We start from the raw sequence: 20,855 nt of genomic DNA, 5'->3' as shown, positions 1-20,855 counted from the left end.
AATTTATCTATCTTTATGAAGCTGTGCATCTTTGCCATAATACGGCGAATATGGTCCATAAAGTATGCAGTTATGGCAATCTCTTGAAAATAAATAAGCATCTGCCATTACCGCCAGATCGTATGATCTATCTGAGATGGTATTTGCCACCTGTGAGATGACGGCTGAGACTAACATGCCAAGTAGGCTACTTTGGCCACTACTGCTATCTTCTGCTGCCATAGCACTGCCTTGCCAAAGAGTAGCGCCGCTTTTTATATCAATAAGCTTTGCTTCAAGGACAACCTTTGTTGAGCTTGAGATGACTGCATAGCTCGTGCCATAATCTTTTATATTGATGTAAAGCACACTATCAGCATGGAAAATTTTATCAAGCTTATTTAGTGGCACGGCTGCGATCTCGCTTGGCTCGGTTATGCCATTTAGCTTAAAGGTATCATTTACAAGAGCCACTGGAAATACGTAGTATCCTGCCTCACTTAGTGGTGCGACTGCATTTGCTAAAACAGCTGCTGGGCCTGAAATTTCTGTGCTATCGTTTGTTGGCATAAGCACTAAGATAGAATGAGGTCTTTTTTGTAAAAATTCTGAGTAGTCATATGGCTCAGGCTCTTTTATAGAGCAGCCCGTAAAAAATACTACCAAAAATATAGCGGCTATAAATTTCAGGCTATTTTTCATTATTTGCCCCCTCTTTTTGCTCTACTTTTTTTGGAGTTAAATTTTTAGAGCCTTTGATGAAATTTATATACTCCCTTGACTCTGGGAAATTTTGCACCTCTTTGTCAAAATTTGCATTTGCAGAGCCTAAATTTCCATTATTTAAGTATAAAAGTCCAAGGTGTGCGTATACGCCAGGAGCGATCTTGTAGCCCTTTTGTGTTGAGATCTGCACCAGATTTTCTAAGCGTGAAATTTGCTCGTTTGTATCGCCCTCTTCATTTAGATAACTATATAGTGAGCTATTATATGATCCGTCCCAATAATAAAGTGATCTTGGGCCGTTTGAATGACCGCAACCCGCTAAAAATAGCGCAAAAAGCGCAAGGCCGGCAAGCTTTATTTTACTTGCCATGCTCCACTTTCTATGCCATTTACTAGATTATTTACCGCTTCAATAATAGCTAGACTTAAAACCTTGCCATTTAGCGTAGAGTCGTATCCTGCTGTACCGCCAAAACCGATGATTTCTCTGTTTGAAAGGGTGTATTCGCCGGCACCACTAACTGAATAGACAACCTCGGCTGTTTTGGTATCAACGATATTTAAATTTACCTTTGAATAGGCAGTTTGTTGCTTGCCTTTGCCAAGTATGCCAAATAGCTGATGATCACCCGTAGTTTTTCGTCCAAACTCGGTCACATCACCAGTTATCACGTATCTTGCGCCTTTTAGATTTTGAGCAGTTTTACTTAGCTCACTCTCTTGTTTGATTACTTTCATATTTGATCTATCAAGCACCAAAAATCTGCCACTTTGCTGTAAATTTGTGATCAAAATGCTTTGAGCTTGGTTACCAAGCCTATCTTCACCATCGGCAAATATACCATTTTGGTAAGCTGATTGATTATTAAATCGACCTATCGAAACTGAAATTTTTTGACCATTGTAAACTGTGCCGTAGCTTGCTACTTTTGGAGTCTCAACAACTCTTGAGCTCTCACTCGCACATCCAGCAAAAAGAGCTGCCGTAAGCAAAACTGCACCAAATTTAAATACATTTTTCATTTTTTATCCTTTGCGACAAAATCGCTTGTATATTACTAAATTTCTTTTTAAATAGCTTTAAATTTCATCCATGTGCCTTTTAAGTATCTAATCGTAAAAAGCACCGCCTTTACAGCCCAGTCAGCAAACATTGCAAACCAAGTACCTATCATGCCAAGATCAAATGTAAGTGCAAAGATATAGGCCAAGATGACTCTACAAGCAAACATACAAACTAAATTTACAATCATCGGATATTTAGCATCCCCAGCTGCTCGAAAAACGGTCGGATATGTGTAGGCAAGTGGCCAAATAAGGCACATCGCGATACCGTGATACCAGACGATCTGCCTTGTTAAATTTATGGCTTCGCTTGAGAGATTATAAACCCTAAGCAGTGGCTCAAGAAGTAGTAAAATCACAGCTGTGCTAAAAAGCTGGACAATATAGATGCTTATCATCGATTTTCTTACGTAAAATTTAGCCTGAGCAAAGTCGTTTGCGCCAACGCACCTTGAGATAACTACACTAAGTCCTGTGCCTATCGCCATGCCAGGGAGTACTTGAAACATCACGATCGTCCCGCCCACGGCATTTGCAGCGATACTTGCTGTGCCAAAGAGTGAAACAAGGCTCAAAACGATGATGCGACCCACATAGAACATCGAATTTTCAAAGCCATAAGGCACACCGATATTTAAAATTTTCTTGATGATCTCGTAGTCAAATTTATAGATAAAGCTCTTTCTTATGTGAAGTTTTAGCCTTATATCAAGAAGCAAATAGACTATGACAAAGCAAGCAAGCATCTTGGCTATAAGCGTACTTATGGCGATACCTAAAATACCAGTATGAAATGTATAAATACTAATGGCAGTTAGAAGTACGTTTAATAAATTTGCAGCCGCCATAATATACATAGGAAGCTTAGCATTTGACATCGTGCGAAAGATCGCCGCAGCTGCTGCATAGACAGCCAAAAATGGCGCGGAAATGGCTGAGAAAACAAGATAGTGGCTAGCATCATGCCTTACTTGCTCACCAATATCGCCAAAGACATAATCTAGGATAATATCTTTTAAAACTATGATGACCGCTGCGATAAAAAGGGCAAAGATAAAACTAAACCAAACGAGCTGATTTGCTGTGATTTTGGCGTTGCCACTTTGTTTATTACCAAGATACTGGCTAGCAACCACTGAGCCGCCAGTAGCGATAGCAGTAAATATGCTAATAAATAGCGCCATGACAAATTCCACAAGACTAATCGCACTTACAGCGCTTTCACTAACACTTGTGCCATTAGCGAGTTTGCAAGCCCTAGGCTATACTCTAAAAACTGCTCAACCACAATAGGGAAAAATAGCTTCGCAAGATCAGCATTTGAGAAAAATTTTGTATTTTGATCTTTGATTTTGTTTACCATGCTTCCCCTAAGATAAACTTAAAAATTTTAATATTTAAGCCAAGATCTGCTTTTTGCAAATCCTGACTTAAAAATTTAGTGTCTCGAAAGATAATTTGTATCGTAGTTATTGCTTAAAAAGTCTTTGTTTTCCATCATAGCGATGTGAAAATCTTTTGTTGTTTTTATGCCATTTATTATGAGCTGATCAAGAGCTACTTTCATCTTGTGGATTGCTCTGTTTCTATCAGTGTCCCAAACTACGAGCTTACCGATCATACTGTCGTAATACGGTGGTATAGAGTAGTCTTGGTAGATGTGGCTATCCATTCTCACGTTGCGGCCACCTGGGCAGACATATTTTGTGATCTTGCCAGGACACGGCGTAAATGTATTTGGATCTTCAGCTGTTATCCTGCACTCGATCGCATGACCTTTTAGCTCAATGCTCTCTTGTGATGGTAGTGCCTCGCCTTCAGCCACTTTTATCATAAGCTCGATGATATCAAGTCCGCTTACCATTTCGCTCACCGTGTGCTCAACTTGAAGTCTTGTATTCATCTCGATGAAGTAAAAGTCCAAATTTTTATCAACCAAAAACTCAAACGTACCAGCTCCCTCGTAGCCGATCGCTTTTGCCGCTTTTATGGCTGTTTCGTGAAGCCTCTTTCTTGTTTTTTCATCAAGTAAAATAGCTGGGCTTTCTTCGATCAGCTTTTGGTGGCGACGCTGCATAGAACAGTCGCGCTCGCCGATGTGAAGCACATTGCCATGGCTATCACCGATGACTTGGACTTCGATGTGGCGTGGGTTTAGGATATATTTTTCCATATACATTGTTCCGTCACCAAACGCACTCATCGCTTCACTTTCAGCTGACCAAAAAGCCTTTTCTAAATCCTCTTCACGTTCAACCACGCGCATACCACGTCCACCGCCACCTGCAGCAGCTTTTAAGATAACAGGATAGCCGATCTTTTTAGCTAGCTCTTTTGCAGCTTTTGTGTCAGCCACTGCTCCATCTGAACCGGGGATGACTGGTACTCCAGCTCTTTGCATAACCTGCTTTGCCTTGCTCTTATCGCTCATCAAAGCCATTGCAGCAACACTTGGTCCTATAAATTTGATCTTATGATGCGAGCAAATTTCTACGAAATTTTGATTTTCACTTAAAAAGCCATATCCAGGGAAAATAGCATCTGCTTCGCTGATCTCAGCTGCGCTTATGATAGCTGGGATATTTAGGTAGCTATCGCTTGAGCGCTCTTTACCGATGCAAATGGCCACGTCGGCGTATTTTACGTAGAGTGCGTCTTTGTCGGCAGTTGAGTAGACTACAACAGCTTCTTTACCCATCTCCTTTATCGTTCGCAAAGCACGAAGAGCGATCTCGCCGCGGTTTGCGATTAAAATTCTTTTTAATTCCATTAATTTTTCTCCACGCCAAATAACGGCAATCCAAACTCAACTGGCTGTCCGTCAGAGACTAGCATTTCAGTGATCTGGCAGTCAAACTCAGCCTCGATCTCATTCATGATCTTCATAGCTTCGATAATGCCCACTACATCGCCTTTTCTCACTCTTTGACCTACTTTTACGAATGGAGCCGCGCCTGGGCTTGGAGCAGCGTAGAAAGTACCTACCATAGGAGATTTTATACTATCTTTTGGCGAGTTTGCAGCTGGTTTTACCTCTGAATTAACGACTACATTTACAGGTGCTGGAGCTGGTGCTTGTGCTGCTGGTTTAGCAGGCGCGCAATAATCTGAAAATTTTTCAAGCTCTACCTCAAAATCACCACTTTTTATTTTGATATGATTCATCTCCATATCATTAAAAAATTCGATAAGCTCTTTTATATCTTCTTTTTTCATAGAAATTTCTCCTAAATTTTTATATAAGCGTCTAATTGTAGCGAAAATTAGATAAAAATTTTTTTTATGAAGCAAAAACGAGAACTCAAAGCTACTCTTTTTTGCTAAGTTATTTTTCAGTAATAATTATCTTAATACCTTTAGTATCAACTAAATTTTCATCGATGATGATCTCATCTATCTTTGCTGCCCTTATCACGCCACTTTTTGGATTTTTTATGCTTTTTATCGCTCCGCTTGTGCTTACATCGACACTTGAATATTCAAACGCAAGACTCGTATCCATAAAAATGCAATCTTTTACGACCAAATTTTCCACGTAACAAAGGGCTTGCAAGCTCTTTATCGTGCAGTTTATGAGCGTTACATTTTTTGAGTTCCAAGCCAGATATTCGCCTGAGATTAGACAGTTTTGTGCAACCACGTTTTCGCAGTTCCAAAAAGCATCTTTTGAAATGAGCTTTGAGTTTGTGATATGGACATTTTTACAACCATCAAAGCAGTAGTTTCCGTCTAAATTTAGCCCATCGATCTCTAAATTTTCGCTATTTGCCCCAAAATAATCGCCACTGGCAAAAACATTTTTTATCTTCACATCCGTGCATCCCCAAAGTGTTTCACTAGCATCTGAAAAATTTATATTTTCTAATGAAATTTGCGAGCTTTTTCTAAAGCTTTTTGGAGCGTTGATGAGCGCGTCTTTGAAGCTTAAATTTGCACTGTACCACATGCCAGCTCTTGCTAGAGGCTCCAAGTATCCGCCATTTAGCGTGACATCGCTTGCGTACCAAAGTGGGTATTTGTAGGCAAAAACGCACTCATTTAGCTTTAAATTTGAGCTATGCTTTAGTGGCGACTCGCCATCTTCAAAGATACAGTTTGTAAAATTTACACTTTTTGCCCCAAACATCGCACGCTCGCCAGTAAAAATTTCTGCATTTTTCTCTTGCATTTTTGTCCCTTATTAATTTTTGCTGTTAAAATTATACTAATTTTCATCTAATTTATTCGCTTTACTAAATTTACTTTAAAGACGCAAAGCGTTATAATCGCCCAAAAAAGGAGCAAAAATGGGTTTAAAGTCAGACTCTTGGATAAGAAAAATGTCGGTTGAGAAAAATATGATAGTACCGTTTGCTGAGGAGCAGGTTGGACGCGGCGTCGTTAGCTACGGCGTTTCTAGCTACGGCTACGATATCCGCGTTGGTGATGAGTTTAAAATTTTTACAAACATCGGCGGAACCGTGGTCGATCCGAAAAATTTCGACGAGAAAAACGTAGTCGATTTTAAGGGCGATGTCTGTATCGTGCCGCCAAATTCATTCGCTCTAGCGCGCACGATCGAGTACTTTAACATGCCAGATAACGTACTAGCGATCTGCCTTGGCAAAAGCACCTACGCAAGGTGCGGCATCATCGTAAATGTAACACCTTTTGAGCCCGGATTTAAGGGGCATATCACGATAGAAATTTCAAATACTACGCCACTTCCTGCAAAAATTTATGCGAACGAAGGCATTGCGCAGGTGCTATTTATCGAGGGCGACGAGCCATGCGAAGTGACGTATGCTGATAAAAATGGCAAATACCAAGCTCAAGAAGGCATCACACTGCCAAGAATTTTGAAGTAATTTTTATGCCTTTGCGACTTTGCAAAGGCTAAATTTAAATACTACTTTTACAATTTCCTCTAAACATTAATTAAAATTTGACGAAATAGAATCTAGAAAGATAAAAAAATTTTTAATAAATTTTAAAATTTTGGCATAGCTTTTGCTTAAATTTTTATAAAATACAATTTAGATTTAGCTATTTATACCCCAAAAAATAGTTAGTAAAGGGCGCAATAATGTTTAATGATAAATCAATACTAATCACCGGCGGAACAGGAAGTTTTGGTAAAAAGTACACCGAAATTTTGTTAAAAAAATACAATCCAAGAAGGCTAGTTATCTACTCACGCGACGAGTTAAAGCAATACGAAATGGCTCAAGTCTTTAAAGATAAAGCGATGCGTTTTTTCATCGGCGACGTGAGGGACTATAAGCGCTTAAGAACCGCGATGAATGGCATAGACTATGTCATCCACGCAGCTGCGATGAAACATGTACCAATCGCAGAATATAACCCAATGGAGTGCATCAAAACAAACATTGACGGCGCTCAAAACGTCATCGACGCCTCTTTGGAGTGTGGCGTTAGCAAAGTGATCGCACTCTCAACCGACAAAGCATGCAACCCTGTAAATTTATATGGAGCTACAAAGCTAGCAAGTGACAAGCTTTTTGTTGCTGCAAATAACATTGTTGGAGACAAAAAAACAAGATTTAGTGTCGTAAGATATGGAAATGTCGTTGGTTCTCGCGGATCAGTCGTACCGCTCTTTAAAAAGCTGATCGCGCAAGGAGAAAAAGAGCTTCCTATCACGCATGAGAAGATGACTAGGTTTTGGATTACGCTTGAACAAGGTGTAAATTTCGTCCTTAAAAACTTTGAGAGGATGAAGGGCGGCGAAATTTTCATACCAAAGATCCCATCGATGACGATGGTAGATCTCGCAAAAGCCCTTGCACCAGACCTTGGCGTCAAGATCATAGGCATTCGCCCAGGCGAAAAGATGCATGAGATGATGATCTCAAGAGACGACGCGCATCTTACATACGAATTTGATGATTACTACGTTATCAGTCCGTCTATCCAGTTTTTAACAGCCCAAGACTTCTCGACAAATGCTCTTCATCAAAAGGGCAAACCAGTGAGCGAGGACTTTGAATATAGCTCAAATACAAATAAAATTTGGCTCGATAGAGCAGGCCTTCTTGAGATGATAGGAGATGCTAAATGATCCCTTACAGCCGTCAGCAGATCACAGAAGAGGATATAAAGGCAGTCACAGATGCCTTAAAAGATGACATCTTAACAGGTGGCCAAAAGGTCAGTAAATTTGAAGAGGAGCTGGCAAAGTATGTTGGCGTAAAGCACGTGATCGCTATGAACTCAGCCACTTCGGCCCTTCACGTAGCCTATCTTAGCCTTGGCGTAAAGGGTGGCGATGAAGTGATCACGACACCTATCACCTTTGCAGCCACTGCAAATGCAGCTTTGATGGCAGGAGCGCAGGTCAAATTTTGCGACGTAAAAGCAAATGGTAACATCGATGAAGAGAAAATTTCAGCTCTAATCACTCCAAAGACAAAGGTGATAACTGCGGTTGATTACGGTGGCAATCCAGTGGAGCTAGATAAGATCATAAATTTAGCCAAAAAGCACGGCATAAAAGTGATAGATGACGCTTCTCATGCCCTTGGTAGCGTGCAAAATGGCGTAAAAGTGGGCGTTAAGGCTGATATTAGCATATTTAGCTTTCACCCAGTAAAGCCTATCACCACGCTTGAAGGCGGTGCGCTTGCTACAAATGATGATGAGCTAGCAAGACTTGCAAGGCTATATAGAAGCCACGGTATCACTAAAACAAAGCTTTGGGATAGCGACATGAGCCTGCTTGGATACAACTACAGGATCACAGACGTGGCCTGCGCTTTGGGGCTTAGCCAGCTAAAAAGGCTGGACGGCTTTATCGCTAAAAGAAATGAGATAGCTAAATTTTATGATGAGAAATTTAGCGGGTGTGAATATTTTAAAACTATAAATATCCCAGCAAATACAACTAGCTCAAGGCACCTATATCCGGTGCTTTTGGATAAGAAATTTTGGGATAAAAAAGAGCAAATTTTTGAAGCGCTCTTGCAAAAAGGCGTTGGCGTGCAGGTGCATTATAAACCAACATATAAATTTAGCTTTTATAAAGCGCTAGTTGGCGAAATTTCACTGCCAAATGCGGAGAAATTTTATAGCGCCGAGCTTAGTATCCCATGCCACCATGGCATGAGCGTGGATGATGCTAAATTTGTTGCAAGCACGCTTTTTGATGTGCTAAAAAGCTTTAGCGAGTAAAAATGATCTGCATCATCCCAGCAAGAGGCGGTAGCAAGAGAATACCTGGCAAAAATATAAAAGACCTTTTAGGCAAGCCCTTAATCGCATATAGCATCGAGGCTGCACTAAATTCTAAAGTTTTTAGCGAAGTGATCGTAAGCACTGATGACGAAATGATCGCAAATGTGGCTAGAGAATTTGGAGCTAGTGTGCCATTTTTTAGGGAGGCGAGCTTAAGCGATGACTACGCGACGAGCACTGACGTGATAAAAGACGCGATAAGGCGCACAAATTCTAGCTTTAGTGACGTCTGCTGCCTTTATGCCACAGCACCGCTCATAAAGGCTGAAATTTTAAAAGATGCCGCAGGAGAGTTTAAAAAGCAGGAGTGTAAATTTTTATTTTCAGCGACTGCGTTTGATTTCCCTATACAAAGGGCGATAAAACTTGACGAAAACGCTAGAGTTAGCATGTTTTATCCGCAGTTTGAAAAGACACGCTCGCAAGATCTTGAGCCTGCGTTTCATGACGCTGGGGCATTTTATTTTGGCAAAAAAGAGGCTTGGTTGGAGTGCAGTGCTATCTTTGCGCCACACTCAAAGGCATATTTATTGCCAAGAAATTTAGTCTGCGACATCGATACGCTAGAGGATTTTGAGTTTGCTAAAAAGCTTTATTTGATAAATAATGGAAAGATTTGATTGAAAGAATTTAAAGGACTCCCCCTGCTAAAAACGCTCGTGCGCGCTGATAGTAGCAGCAAGATAGGGCATGGGCACATCAGGCGAGACCTTTTGCTTGCTAAAAAATTTAGTAACATCTCATTTGCGTCTTTGAGGCTAGATGGTGACATTTTTGATGAGATAAACTACCCTAAATTTAGCTTAACAAGTGGCGATATAGATGAGATTTGCGAACTTATAAAAGATAATAAATTTGAACTTCTCATCATTGATCACTACGGCTTTAGCTTTGAAGACGAAAGAGCTATAAAAGAAAAAACCGGCGTTAAAATTTTATCATTTGACGACACTTATGAAAAACATTGTTCAGACTATATTTTAAATGTAAATTTATATGCACAAAAGGCAAGATATGAGAGGCTTGTAGAAAAAGGCTGCGAGGTATTTTGCGGAAGCAAGTTTTTGCTAGTTAGAGATGAGTTTTATGAAGAAGCGCAGGTAAAAAGGGAGAAAATTTATGACTACGCTATCATTCTTGGAGGCACTGATATCTCAGGGCTAAGTGCAAAAATTTCAGAAAAACTGCTTCTTAAAAAGCTAAAAACAGCAGTCATAACAACTAGCGGAAATAAAAACTTAAGCGCTCTAAAAGAGCTATCTAATAAAAACGAAAATTTCAGCCTTTTTGTAGATAGCAAAAGCGTGGCAAAGCTCATGAACGAAGCCAAAATGCTCATCATAACAGCAAGCTCACTCGTAAATGAAGCTTACGTTTTGGGAGCTAAATTTAAAGCCATTTGCGTAGCGGATAATCAAAAAGAGATCTTTGCTTGGCTTAAAGAAAATGGATATGAAGCTTACTGGGGAGATGAAATTTGCTTGAGCTTATAAATTTTACCTCGCTTAGTGGAGAGCAAAAACTGATGGTCTTAAAGTGGCGAAACGACGAGCGGATAGCTAAATTTATGAAAAATAAAAGCGTTGGCAAAGAGGAGCATTTTGCTTTTTTAGAGAGATTAAAGAGCATTCAAGATAAGATTTATTTTCTAGTAAAAGATGAGGGTGAATTTATCGGAGTGGTGAGCTTCGTTGATATAACGAAAGAGAGTTGCGAATTTGGTATTTATAAAAATCCGGAGCTAAAAGGAGTGGGTAAAAAGCTGCTTGATCTCATAAAAGACTACGCTTTTTTTACATTAAAGGTTGGCTCGCTAAAGGCAAAAGCTTATAATAGTAACGAAAAAGCACTCGCACTTTATAAAAATTTTGGCTTTAAGATCTACGCAAAAGATGATGAATTTAGCTATCTTGAGCTTAAAAAAGAAACGGACTAGCGGATGAAAATAGGAAATTTTGATACAGACAAAAAGGTCTTTATAATAGCAGAGCTCTCTGCTAATCACAGCGGTAGCCTAAAAACGGCGGTAGATACGATAAAGGCGGCTAAGCGTGCTGGGGCGGACGCAATAAAGCTTCAGACATATACGCCTGATAGTTTGACTCTAAATTCGCACCTAGACGACTTTGTCATAAAGGGCGGACTTTGGGACGAGCGAAATTTATACGAGCTTTACCAAGAGGCGCTAACGCCAAAAGAGTGGCACGCTGAGCTTTTTAAAGTAGCAAAAGAGGAGGAGCTTGTCTGCTTTTCAAGTCCATTTTGCAAGGATGACGCCAACTTTTTAGAACAGTTTAACCCACCAGCCTATAAGGTCGCAAGCTTTGAAGTGACGGATTATGATTTTGTAGAGTTTGTGGCCAAAAAAGGTAGGCCCATCATCATCTCAACTGGCATAGCCTACGAAGAAGAGATACAAGACGTGGTGCAAATTTGCAAAAATGCAGGTAATAGCGACATCGCCCTTTTAAAATGCACTTCAAGCTACCCAGCGCCGCTAAATGGCATGAATTTACAAACGATAGCTAATATGAGAGAGAAATTTGGCGTTGAGGTTGGCTTTTCAGATCACACTTTAGGCGTGACAGCCCCAGTTGTTGCGGTTAGCCTGGGTGCTAGGATAATTGAAAAGCATTTTATACTTGATAAAAGCGTAAAAAGCGTTGATAGCGCATTTAGCCTTGATGAGAGAGAATTTGCTCTTATGGCAAAGTGTGTTAGAGAGGCTGAGGAGCTTTTAGGCGTGGTAAACTACGAGCTAGATGAAAAAGCGGTTCTAAACAGGAGATTTTCGCGCTCACTTTATGCGAGTGCGGATATAAAAAAAGGTGAAATTTTTAGTGAGCAAAATGTAAGGAGTGTGCGCCCAGGGTACGGACTGCACCCTAAATTTTTAAAAGAGCTGATCGGCAAAAAAGCAAAAAGAGATATAAAATTTAGCGAGAGATTAACAAAGGAGGATTTTATATGAACAATAAAAACGATAAGGCATCTAATAAAAAGGCGAAACCGTCTAAAGATAATGTATCAAATATCCAAAATCCTATCTTTCAAAAAAATCTTCAAGCACTATTTCAGCAAGATGAAATTCTAGCAGCAAGGCTTTGGTCTATTGCTGGAAATGAAGACTATGAAATTTTTATAGGAAAAGATCCAATTGATATAAATTTAATAAACAAGCATACTTTTAAATATATCTATGAAAATCCTGGAGCAGACATTTTAAAGCTACTTGAAGATATAGAAAGTGACTATAAACGTTATCCGATACTATTTTTTTATGGACTAGGCAATGGCGTACTCTATAAAGCACTAGCAAAAAATGAAACACACCAAAAAATCGTGGTCATAGAGCCAGAGATCGAGATCATATATCTTGTTTTAAACGTTATTGATCTATCAAGCGAACTAGAAAGTGGGCAGATAATACTTTTTTATTCAAAATTTGCAACCTATACACATTTTTATTATCTGGTTACAGAAGCAAAACTAAACTCATATGCAAAAACCTATGATAATCTTATGATTCATATGCCTTTTTATGATCAATTTGAAGAAGACTACATAAGAATAAATAAAGAGATTACAAGAGCATTTTCTCAAATAGTAGTTGCTCACGGCAATAGCATAGACGATCTTTTATTAGGTACAAGACAAAATTGTGAAAATTTAGTGCCCATGATTAGCAATTATTGCTACACAAGTCTTGTTAAAAAAAGATATGGTCTTATGGATACAGCTATAATTGTATCAACTGGCCCAAGCCTAGATAAACAGCTTAATACGCTTAAAAAATTTGCTCCATATGTTAGCATTATAAGCGTTGATGCCTCTTACCCAATCCTTGCGAGGCATGATATCAAGCCTGATTATGTGATGTCGATTGAAAGAATAGAACCAACTTCTAGTTTTTTTGAAAAAAACATCCAAATATTGATGACAATATACACTTTATTGTTGCCTCAGTTACACACAAGCAAACTATTAAAAATATCTTGCCAAGAAAACTAGTACTAACTATGAGACCTCAACAAGAGGAGTATATGTTTGGCCTAAAAAGATATGGATATTTGGGCGTAGGGCATAGTTGTGCAAACATGGCCTACCAACTAGCCTATGTCTTAGGACATAAAAATATCGTTTTCATAGGACAGGATCTAGCGTTTGGCAAAGATGGGGCGAGCCATGCAAAAGGTCATGCTTTTGCGCAAGCGGATGAAAATATATTTGTTAAAGCTTATGGCGGAGAGGGAGAGGTTAAAACAACGTATGTTTGGACTCTATTTAAAAATCAGTTTGAAAATGACATCGCCCAATCAAGCTTAGAGAATATAAAATCATATAACTGTACCGAAGGTGGTGCTAGAATAGAAGGCACTATAGAAAAGCCGTTTTTAGAAGTAATGCATGAGCTTTGCAAAGGCAAAGAGATTAAAAAACTGCCTAATATAAAAAAAGATAGTGAAACGACGGTAAATAAAAACCTTTTAAAAGCTTATAAAGTCATACTTGCAAAAATAAAAGCTCAAAGTGAAGTCAAACAACAAATAGAAAAAGTCTTTTTAGAAGTAGTGCCTAGTATAGATAAATTGCTTGAGCTCAATAAAGAAAATAAAATAGAAAAAAAGCATTTTGATGAGCTTCTTAAAATAACAAAAAAGATAGATAAACTAAAAGATGTAATCGCAAAACGTAATTATCAAAAATATGTAGATAATATATTGCAAATTTCAGTCTATTATCAAGAACTTGAGCTTGCAAAAATTTCTGTAGCGCCAAGCGACACAACTATCCAAAAAACTAACAAACTTCTTATGTGGGTAAATATGCACAAATACTGGATATTCTCTGCAGCTGGTGGTCTAAATGCCGACATTGAAGTTACTAAAAAAGCTTCAAAAACACTTGTTGCTGAGCTAAAAAAGAGAAAACTAATAACTAAAAACGAGATAGGAAAAGCAAAAGAAAATTTTATACTGAGTATATAAGCTAATTTGTAAGTAGAATTATTTTATTTACAGTCTTTTTATTTGGCTTACTAGTTTTAGTAAGCCTCTGTCACAATTATAAATTTATAACACAACCCATTATTAAACCACTAGAGCAAAAATGAAATAGATACATTACTGTTTATTTTTAGTAGATAAAGCCCCAAAGTTAAACTCTGGGGCGTGGGTTTGCGTATTGTAAAAGCATTAACACTCTAAGGCTTTGTACTGCAACAAAGCCTCTATTTTAAAACCTTAATTAACTACTGTAGTAGCTTCATTACGTTTTGTTGTACGCTGTTTGCTTGACTCATAGCATAAGCACCTGATTGAGCCAGGATGTTATGTTTCGAGAAGTTAGCAGACTCGCTAGCAAAATCTACGTCTCTGATTTGAGATTCTGCTGATTTTACGTTAACTTGAGTTACAGTAATGTTATTAACTGTAGCTTGAAGTTGGTTTTGAACTGAACCAAGGTCTGAACGAACTTGATCAAGTGTTTTTTGAGCAGACTCAGCAATACTCATAACAGCCATCGCACCACGAAGTGTCATAACACCAGCAGATTGAGCTACTGATAAAGCTCCACTCATTCTTTGGAAGCCCATAGCAGTTGCTAGGTTTTTATCTATTTGACCTCTTATGTCTCTTAGTGATACTGATTGTTGAGCACCACCATTAGCAGAGAATGCTAATGATAGTTTAGCAACGCCACCAGCATTTAACTTAATATCTCTACCATCAAGGCGAACTAGGTTTAGTCTACCTACGAAACCGGTTAAAGATGTACCCTTACCAGCATTACCTTTGCCACCAAGACCTTTTGAGATATCTTTACCACTTGCTACGATAGCACGGCCATCGCGGCTTGTTAGGACCATTTTACCTGTTTCAGCATCAACAGAAGCTTCAACGCCGGTTTGATCTTTTACAGAGTTGATAGCATTTACAAGCGCACCGTTTGCATCATTTGCTTTAACTTCCAAGTCGCCAATTTTAACGCCATTGATTGTTAAAGACTGAATTAAGCCACCGACAATAGCAGCACTAGCTTTCCAAGTAACATCAGCTGTAGCTCTAACACCAGTTCTATCAGCAACTTTATTGATATTCTCAGCCAAAGAACCAAGTCCTTTACCTATACCTGTTGAGATAGTAGCAGCTGTAACGCCAACATCATTTACACCATCAACGTTTAAGAATTTAAGATTTACTACACCCATAGCTGTAAGTAGTCTTGAACTCTCAAAACGTGTAAGACCGATCTTATCAGATGTGGTCGCACCAATACTTGCTTTAACAGTTTGGTTTGAGTAAGCACCTATTTGGAATTCTTTATTAGAGAATGTTCCGTTTAGCAGTTGCTGACCGTTAAATGAAGTAGTGTTACCGATATTGTCAAGCTCTTCCATTAGACGAACGATATCAGCTTGCAATGCTTGGCGTGATTGAGTTGTTTGGCCGTCTTGAGCTGATTGAGTAGCTTTTGTCTTGATAGTATCAAGAATTTTTAGCTGCTCGTCCATAGCTTTATCGGCAACTTGAATGATACCAATAGCATCATTACCGTTTGCAATAGCTTGACCTAAAGCTGAAGCTTGACTTCTTAAGCTATCTGCGATAGATAGACCTGAAGCATCGTCTGCAGCTGTTTGAATCCTAAGACCTGAGCTAAGTTTGTTAAGTGACTTAGATAGGTCAGTGTTGTTGCTAACTGCGTTAGCGTGTGTGTTAAGTGCGTTTACGTTTGTGTTAATACGAAAACTCATTGTAAATCCTTTTAATTTTTTAGTTACGACTTCTTGTCGCACAAAAACTATATCGTGAAATTTTTTAAAAACTTTATAGGCATGAATGAAAAATTTTCAAAAGATAGACCTTGGGCTTGATTTTTTATGCCTTGATACTTTAAAAATTATTTTTGCTACAATTACGCCAAAAAAATTAAAGGCTATATATAATGAAAAGCTTAATCATCGTGGAATCTCCCGCAAAAGCAAAGACTATCAAAAATTTTCTAGATAAAAGCTACAACGTCATCGCCTCAAAAGGCCACATCAGAGACCTGCCAAAAACAAGCTTTGGTATCAAGATAGAAGATGATAAATTTACCCCAGAGTACCGCATCAGCAGTGATCACTCCGCCATCGTAAAAGAGATAAAAGAGCTTGCTAAGGGTGCAGATGAAATTTACCTCGCGACCGATGAGGATAGAGAGGGTGAGGCGATCGCATTTCACATCGCAAACGCTATCGGCAAGGAGCCAACTAGCCTGCCTCGTATCGTCTTTCACGAGATCACCAAAAGTGCCATACAAAATGCTCTAAAAAGCCCAAGACACGTCGATATGAATAGCGTCAATGCCCAGCAAACAAGGCGCTTACTTGACCGCATCGTTGGCTACAAGTTAAGTCCGCTTTTAAATTTAAAGATACAAAAAGGCTTAAGTGCTGGCAGGGTGCAAAGTGCAGCGCTAAAAATAATAGTTGATCGTGAGCGTGAGATACAGGCATTTAAACCGGTTGAATACTACACTATCGACACCATTTTTAAAAAAGACCTAGACGCTGAGCTAGTTAAATTTGAAAATCAAAAGATCGAAAAGCTAACTATCCAAAACCCAGACCGCGCAAAATACATCATTGAAAATTTACAAAATGAGAAATTTAGCGTCCGAGAGATCGAGAGTAAAGATAGAAAGATACAGCCAAGCCCACCATTTATGACATCAACACTTCAGCAAAGTGCGAGTAACCGCCTTGGCTTTAGCCCTAAAAAGACGATGATGATCGCACAAAGCCTCTATGAAGGTGTACAGACTCATGAGGGCTTCATGGGTGCGATCACCTACATGAGAACAGATAGCTTAAATTTAGCCAAAGAGGCTGTCGTAGCCGCTAGGGAGCATATCCTCCAAAACTACGGCAAAGAGTACTTGCCAGCCAAAGCGATAAGCTACACAACAAGCTCAAAAGCCGCACAGGAAGCTCACGAAGCGATACGTCCTACAAATTTAAGCTTTACGCCACAGATAGCTGCTAAATTTTTAGAAAAAGATGCGCTAAAACTCTACACGCTCATCTATAATAGATTTTTAGCATGTCAAATGAGCGCATGTGTAAGCCAAACGCAAAATGTCTACGTCGCAAGCGAAAAAGGCGAGTTTAAAATAAGTGGCAGGAAGGTGCTATTTGATGGCTTTTATAAGGTTTATGGCGAGCTTGATAAAGATAAAATTTTGCCAAATTTAAAAAAGGGCGACGAGATGAGCTACAAAGCATAAAAAGCACGCAAAATTTTACCGAGCCGCCGTCTCGCTACTCTGAAGCTGGCCTTGTTAAAAAGCTAGAAAGTCTAGGCATCGGTCGCCCAAGTACATATGCACCAACTATCTCACTGCTAACATCAAGAGACTACGTCAGAATCGAGAAAAAGCAGCTCATACCAAACGATATCGCATTTAGCATGATAGGTGTTTTAGAAGAGCACTTTAGTAACATCGTCGATAGCGAATTTACATCGCTGCTCGAAGAAAAGCTCGATGAGATCGCACTTGATAAGGCTGACTGGCAAAAGGTGCTAAGTGACTTTTACTATCCATTTATGGAAAAAATCAGCGCTGGCAAAACTGGCATAAAAAGTCTAAAAACAGCTACTCCAATCGGAGAGAAGTGCCCAGATTGCGGAAGCGATCTCTTGCTTAGAAAGGGCAGATACGGCGAGTTTATCGCTTGCTCAAATTTCCCAAAATGCAAATACTCAAGAAATATTGCAAAAGATAATGAAAAGAGTGCCGAGTCAGGTGCTGTTACGGCAACCAAGCCAAAACGTGAGCTTAAAAAGCTTGACGTACCATGTCCAAAATGCGGTGGCGAGATCGTCGAGAGATTTAGCAGGCGCGGTAAATTTTATGGATGTGCCAACTATCCAAAATGTGACTTCATCTCAAGCTACGAGCCAGTGGCTCAAAAGTGTGACGAGTGTGGTGGAGATATGATCAAAAAAGAGCTTAAAAAAGGCACATTTATAGAGTGCACAAAGTGCAAGAAAAAGACGCTTATTTCTGAAAACTAAAAATTTCTAGCCAAATTTGAGCCCTTGAGCCTAAATTTGGCTTTTATAAATTTGGAATTTAAAATACCTGACAGCACCGCTAAGCTTAGCCAGCATAAAGGGAAAATCGTCACCAACTGTACACATCTAAGGGGCAATCTTCACACTAAAGTACGCACTTTTTGGGCTTTTTGACGAGCTTAGCGCTTTGCCAAATTGGAATAAAAGAGAGAGCGGAAATTTATAAGAGAAAGTAATGTCATAAAAATTTAATCTTTTCGCATAGTTTTTAATAAGTTTATATTGTGGAGCAAATTTTAAAATTCCATTCACTTGCAAGAATTGACTACTAAAATTTAGCTTCGCTTATGACTTGGCTCAAATTTTAGAGCCGAAATTACTCGTTCTTGAAATTTTAAAATTTATAGATATACGAACGCATGTGGTGCAAAGTGCTATCACATGCACTTCTAACGTGCGAAGGATTTAGAGGATTTAAATGAGGATAAAGGGACGGCTCTTTGCTTCGCTAGCTCGCAGCTGCAAGCAGACCGTAACTCAAGCCCATTTATCTCCCTTTGAATAAAAATAAATTTATACATTTCATCAAACTATTTTTGCAAATTCATAAATCACCCTACTTAAATTTTAAACCTATCAAAGCTATAATACGCCCCAAAAAAGGATGAAAAATGAAAACAATTATGCTCTGTGCGATATGCTCAGTCACTCAAGGAAACTGCGCCGAGGACTGCGCTTACTGCACACAAAGTGCCAAAGCTGGTGCCGATATCTCAAAATTTAAAGAAAAAAGCGTGCAGCAGGTGGTGGACGAGGCCAAAATGGCTTATAAAAACCACGCACTTGGCTTTTGTTTGGTCACAAGCGGTGCTAGGCTAAATGACAAAAAGACCGACTACATCGCGTCTTTAGCAAGAGCCGTGCATGAAGAAGTGCCAAATTTGATGCTCATCGCATGTAACGGCATGGCGACTTACGAGCAGCTTAGCGAGCTTAAAAAAGCTGGCGTTTTTAGCTATAACCACAACCTTGAAACAAGCCGAGAATTTTTCCCAAAAATTTGCAAAACACACACTTGGGATGAGAGATATCAGACAAATTTAGATGCAAAAAGAGCTGGGCTTATGCTTTGCACTGGTGGAATTTACGGCGTTGGCGAGAGTGAGGCCGATAGAGTAAGCTTTAGAGCTAGTCTAAAAGAGCTTGAACCATTTTCATCACCGATAAATTTTTTCATAAAAAATGAATCTCTAACTCTTGATCTGCCCCCTCTTAGTGTGGATGAAGCCCTAAAGATCGTACGTGACACCAAAAGCGCTCTTCCAGAAACTAGAGTCATGATAGCTGGCGGTAGGGAGAAAATTTTAGGCGATAGACAATACGAGATCTTTGAAAATGGTGCTGATGCGATCGTGATAGGCGACTATCTCACCGCAAAAGGCGAGAAAGCTAGCAAGGATATCGAGGAGCTTACAAAGCGCGGTTTTAACTTCGCTAGTATCTGTCACTAATGCTCGTAAATTTACTTTTCGCAGGACTTGGGGGCTTTATCGGAGCTGGTTTTAGGTTTTTGGCTGGTGAGCTCCTAAAATTTAGCCACTTTCCGCTAGCTACGCTTGGCGTAAATGTGCTTGGCAGCTTTATTATCGGCGTTTTGTTTTGTCTAAATTTAAGCCAAAGCGTGAGAGTATTTTTGGTCATTGGCATACTTGGCGGATTTACAACATTTTCAAGCTTTAGCCTTGATAGTGTGAAATTTTTACTAGAAGGCGAGCTGGCAAAAGGCTTTTTAAATATCTTTTTAAACCTTGTTTTTTGCCTACTTGCAAGCTATCTTGGAATTTTGCTTGGCAAAAATTTGTGAGGTTTTTAAGGCGTGTAGTAAAATAGCTTTGTTTGTGCCATTTTACAAATTTTAAAACTTTACTCGCTTACCATAGCAGACTGCTAAATTTGGGCTTCGCTTCGTTTAGCACTAAATTTAGAGCCGTGATATGCTTGCTCGTAAATTTTAATTTTTTAGAGCTTCTTTAGAACAAACCGGATGCGGCACGATAGTCGTATTTCGTGCACTTTGAGCGTGTTAAGGGATTGGGGGATATAAAGTGGGATAAGGGGGCGACTTACGCAATTCAAGCCCCTTTGTTCCCCTTTAAGTAAAAATTTCATCAATCTATGTGCAAATTTTAAATTTCATTCACTCACAAGAATTGGCTATTAAAATTTGATGAAATTTGACAAAACCGCATGCAGTGCAAAATACCGCCACATCCACCTTTCTACCTAGCTTCTACCTTTGGTATTTGAAGCATAAAATTTCTAGCTTCACTTAAAAGTACAGGCTTAAGCCCATCTACCAGAGTTTTTGGATCATAAATTCTCTCATATGAAAGTATTAAGACTCCATTATTTTTAAGTAAAAAGTGGATTATTTCTATATTTTTACTGCTAGTTTCATCTTTTATGAGAGCTAAAATTTGATCATTCTCTTCACTATAAAGCACCTCTTTAGCCTCTTTTATCTTCTTTTTTAGCTCAGCAAGCATACTTTCACTTTTTATATTTTTGTCAAATTTTACTCTAAAGCCTACGAAATGCTCATCAAAATTTTCATTTTTTAAAAAGTAAAAACTCTCATCTCTGGCTGTATTTTTCTTATAAAAAACACTTCCATCAAATTTAAAACTTTGAACCAAATTTAGCTCGTCTGTAAAGCCAAAAATTCCAAAAAACATCAAGACAAAAAATAGAAATTTACGCATAAATTTGCACTCCAAATTTTTAAAAATT

The 20,855-nt window shown here is 38.9% G+C and carries 18 protein-coding genes and 3 pseudogenes; 11 read left to right on the top strand and 10 right to left on the bottom strand.

Annotation, left to right across the window (positions count from 1 at the left end; all coding sequences use genetic code 11):
• Positions 1–3 precede the first annotated feature (3 nt).
• The 7 genes and pseudogenes from A3835_06165 to A3835_06135 all read right to left on the bottom strand — a co-directional run bounded on the left by A3835_06165 (position 4) and on the right by A3835_06135 (position 5,938).
• Positions 4–681 (bottom strand): hypothetical protein, encoded by a 678-nt coding sequence (locus A3835_06165; GenBank protein ID ORI07172.1) that lies wholly within the window; start codon positions 679–681, stop codon positions 4–6.
• Positions 671–1,075: a hypothetical protein gene (locus A3835_06160; protein ORI07171.1), complete on the bottom strand. Its 405-nt coding sequence runs from the start codon at positions 1,073–1,075 to the stop codon at positions 671–673. Before A3835_06160 ends, A3835_06165 begins: the two co-directional genes overlap by 11 nt.
• The gene (locus tag A3835_06155) at positions 1,060–1,728 is read right to left on the bottom strand and encodes a hypothetical protein (GenBank protein ID ORI07170.1); all 669 of its coding nucleotides are present in this window, start codon (positions 1,726–1,728) and stop codon (positions 1,060–1,062) included. The genes A3835_06160 and A3835_06155 overlap by 16 nt, the downstream gene beginning before the upstream one ends.
• A 47-nt stretch (positions 1,729–1,775) precedes the next feature.
• Positions 1,776–3,133, bottom strand: a pseudogene (locus A3835_06150) (MATE family efflux transporter).
• A gap of 75 nt (positions 3,134–3,208) precedes the next feature.
• A complete protein-coding gene (locus A3835_06145) occupies positions 3,209–4,540 on the bottom strand; it encodes an acetyl-CoA carboxylase biotin carboxylase subunit (GenBank protein ID ORI07169.1) in 1,332 nt (443 codons plus the stop codon).
• Positions 4,540–4,986 carry an acetyl-CoA carboxylase, biotin carboxyl carrier protein gene (locus A3835_06140; GenBank protein ID ORI07168.1) on the bottom strand — a complete coding sequence of 149 codons (447 nt, stop codon included), beginning with the start codon at positions 4,984–4,986 and terminating at the stop codon, positions 4,540–4,542. Before A3835_06140 ends, A3835_06145 begins: the two co-directional genes overlap by 1 nt.
• Before the next feature lie 109 nt (positions 4,987–5,095).
• Positions 5,096–5,938, bottom strand: a complete 843-nt coding sequence (locus tag A3835_06135) for a hydrogenase (GenBank protein ID ORI07167.1) — start codon at positions 5,936–5,938, stop codon at positions 5,096–5,098.
• A 118-nt stretch (positions 5,939–6,056) separates the two neighbouring features.
• Here A3835_06135 and A3835_06130 point away from each other — a divergent pair, with 118 nt between their 5' ends.
• The 8 genes and pseudogenes from A3835_06130 to A3835_06095 all read left to right on the top strand — a co-directional run bounded on the left by A3835_06130 (position 6,057) and on the right by A3835_06095 (position 13,991).
• A complete protein-coding gene (locus A3835_06130) occupies positions 6,057–6,617 on the top strand; it encodes a dCTP deaminase (GenBank protein ORI07166.1) in 561 nt (186 codons plus the stop codon).
• A 218-nt stretch (positions 6,618–6,835) separates the two neighbouring features.
• Positions 6,836–7,831, top strand: coding sequence for a UDP-N-acetylglucosamine 4,6-dehydratase (inverting) (locus tag A3835_06125; protein ORI07165.1), 996 nt, complete (start codon positions 6,836–6,838; stop codon positions 7,829–7,831).
• Positions 7,828–8,940 carry a UDP-4-amino-4,6-dideoxy-N-acetyl-beta-L-altrosamine transaminase gene (locus tag A3835_06120; GenBank protein ID ORI07164.1) on the top strand — a complete coding sequence of 371 codons (1,113 nt, stop codon included), beginning with the start codon at positions 7,828–7,830 and terminating at the stop codon, positions 8,938–8,940. Before A3835_06125 ends, A3835_06120 begins: the two co-directional genes overlap by 4 nt.
• 2 nt (positions 8,941–8,942) lie before the next feature.
• On the top strand, positions 8,943–9,623 hold the full coding sequence (locus A3835_06115; protein ID ORI07163.1) for a pseudaminic acid cytidylyltransferase: 681 nt from the start codon (positions 8,943–8,945) through the stop codon (positions 9,621–9,623).
• A complete protein-coding gene (locus A3835_06110) occupies positions 9,624–10,496 on the top strand; it encodes a UDP-2,4-diacetamido-2,4,6-trideoxy-beta-L-altropyranose hydrolase (protein ID ORI07162.1) in 873 nt (290 codons plus the stop codon).
• Entirely contained in the window at positions 10,481–10,939 is a 459-nt protein-coding gene (locus A3835_06105; protein ID ORI07161.1) for a UDP-4-amino-4,6-dideoxy-N-acetyl-beta-L-altrosamine N-acetyltransferase, read from the top strand. Before A3835_06110 ends, A3835_06105 begins: the two co-directional genes overlap by 16 nt.
• A 3-nt stretch (positions 10,940–10,942) precedes the next feature.
• On the top strand, positions 10,943–11,974 hold the full coding sequence (locus tag A3835_06100; GenBank protein ID ORI07160.1) for a pseudaminic acid synthase: 1,032 nt from the start codon (positions 10,943–10,945) through the stop codon (positions 11,972–11,974).
• Positions 11,971–13,991: pseudogene (locus A3835_06095) on the top strand (motility accessory factor). The gene A3835_06100 and the pseudogene A3835_06095 overlap by 4 nt, the downstream one beginning before the upstream one ends.
• Before the next feature lie 263 nt (positions 13,992–14,254).
• Here A3835_06095 and A3835_06090 read toward each other — a convergent pair.
• Positions 14,255–15,760 (bottom strand): flagellin B, encoded by a 1,506-nt coding sequence (locus tag A3835_06090; GenBank protein ORI07159.1) that lies wholly within the window; start codon positions 15,758–15,760, stop codon positions 14,255–14,257.
• Positions 15,761–15,951: 191 nt separating this feature from the next.
• Between A3835_06090 and A3835_06085 the strand changes: the two are divergent.
• Positions 15,952–18,065, top strand: a pseudogene (locus A3835_06085) (DNA topoisomerase I).
• 126 nt (positions 18,066–18,191) lie between these two features.
• Here the strand turns inward: A3835_06085 and A3835_06080 are convergent.
• Complete coding sequence (locus tag A3835_06080; protein ORI07158.1) at positions 18,192–18,377, bottom strand: hypothetical protein; 186 nt, start codon at positions 18,375–18,377, stop codon at positions 18,192–18,194.
• A 359-nt stretch (positions 18,378–18,736) separates the two neighbouring features.
• Between A3835_06080 and A3835_06075 the strand changes: the two genes are divergently transcribed.
• Both A3835_06075 and A3835_06070 read left to right on the top strand, forming a co-directional pair.
• On the top strand, positions 18,737–19,576 hold the full coding sequence (locus tag A3835_06075) for a biotin synthase (protein ORI07157.1): 840 nt from the start codon (positions 18,737–18,739) through the stop codon (positions 19,574–19,576).
• Positions 19,576–19,929: a chromosome condensation protein CrcB gene (locus A3835_06070; GenBank protein ORI07156.1), complete on the top strand. Its 354-nt coding sequence runs from the start codon at positions 19,576–19,578 to the stop codon at positions 19,927–19,929. The genes A3835_06075 and A3835_06070 overlap by 1 nt, the downstream gene beginning before the upstream one ends.
• Before the next feature lie 415 nt (positions 19,930–20,344).
• Here the strand turns inward: A3835_06070 and A3835_06065 are convergent, their stop codons facing one another.
• Positions 20,345–20,827, bottom strand: a complete 483-nt coding sequence (locus A3835_06065; GenBank protein ORI07459.1) for a hypothetical protein — start codon at positions 20,825–20,827, stop codon at positions 20,345–20,347.
• Between the last annotated feature and the right edge of the window lie 28 nt (positions 20,828–20,855).

The sequence above is a fragment of the Campylobacter concisus genome, assembly GCA_002092835.1.
Lineage (GTDB): Bacteria > Campylobacterota > Campylobacteria > Campylobacterales > Campylobacteraceae > Campylobacter_A > Campylobacter_A concisus_K.
This window is presented reverse-complemented; position numbering and strand designations above follow the sequence as displayed.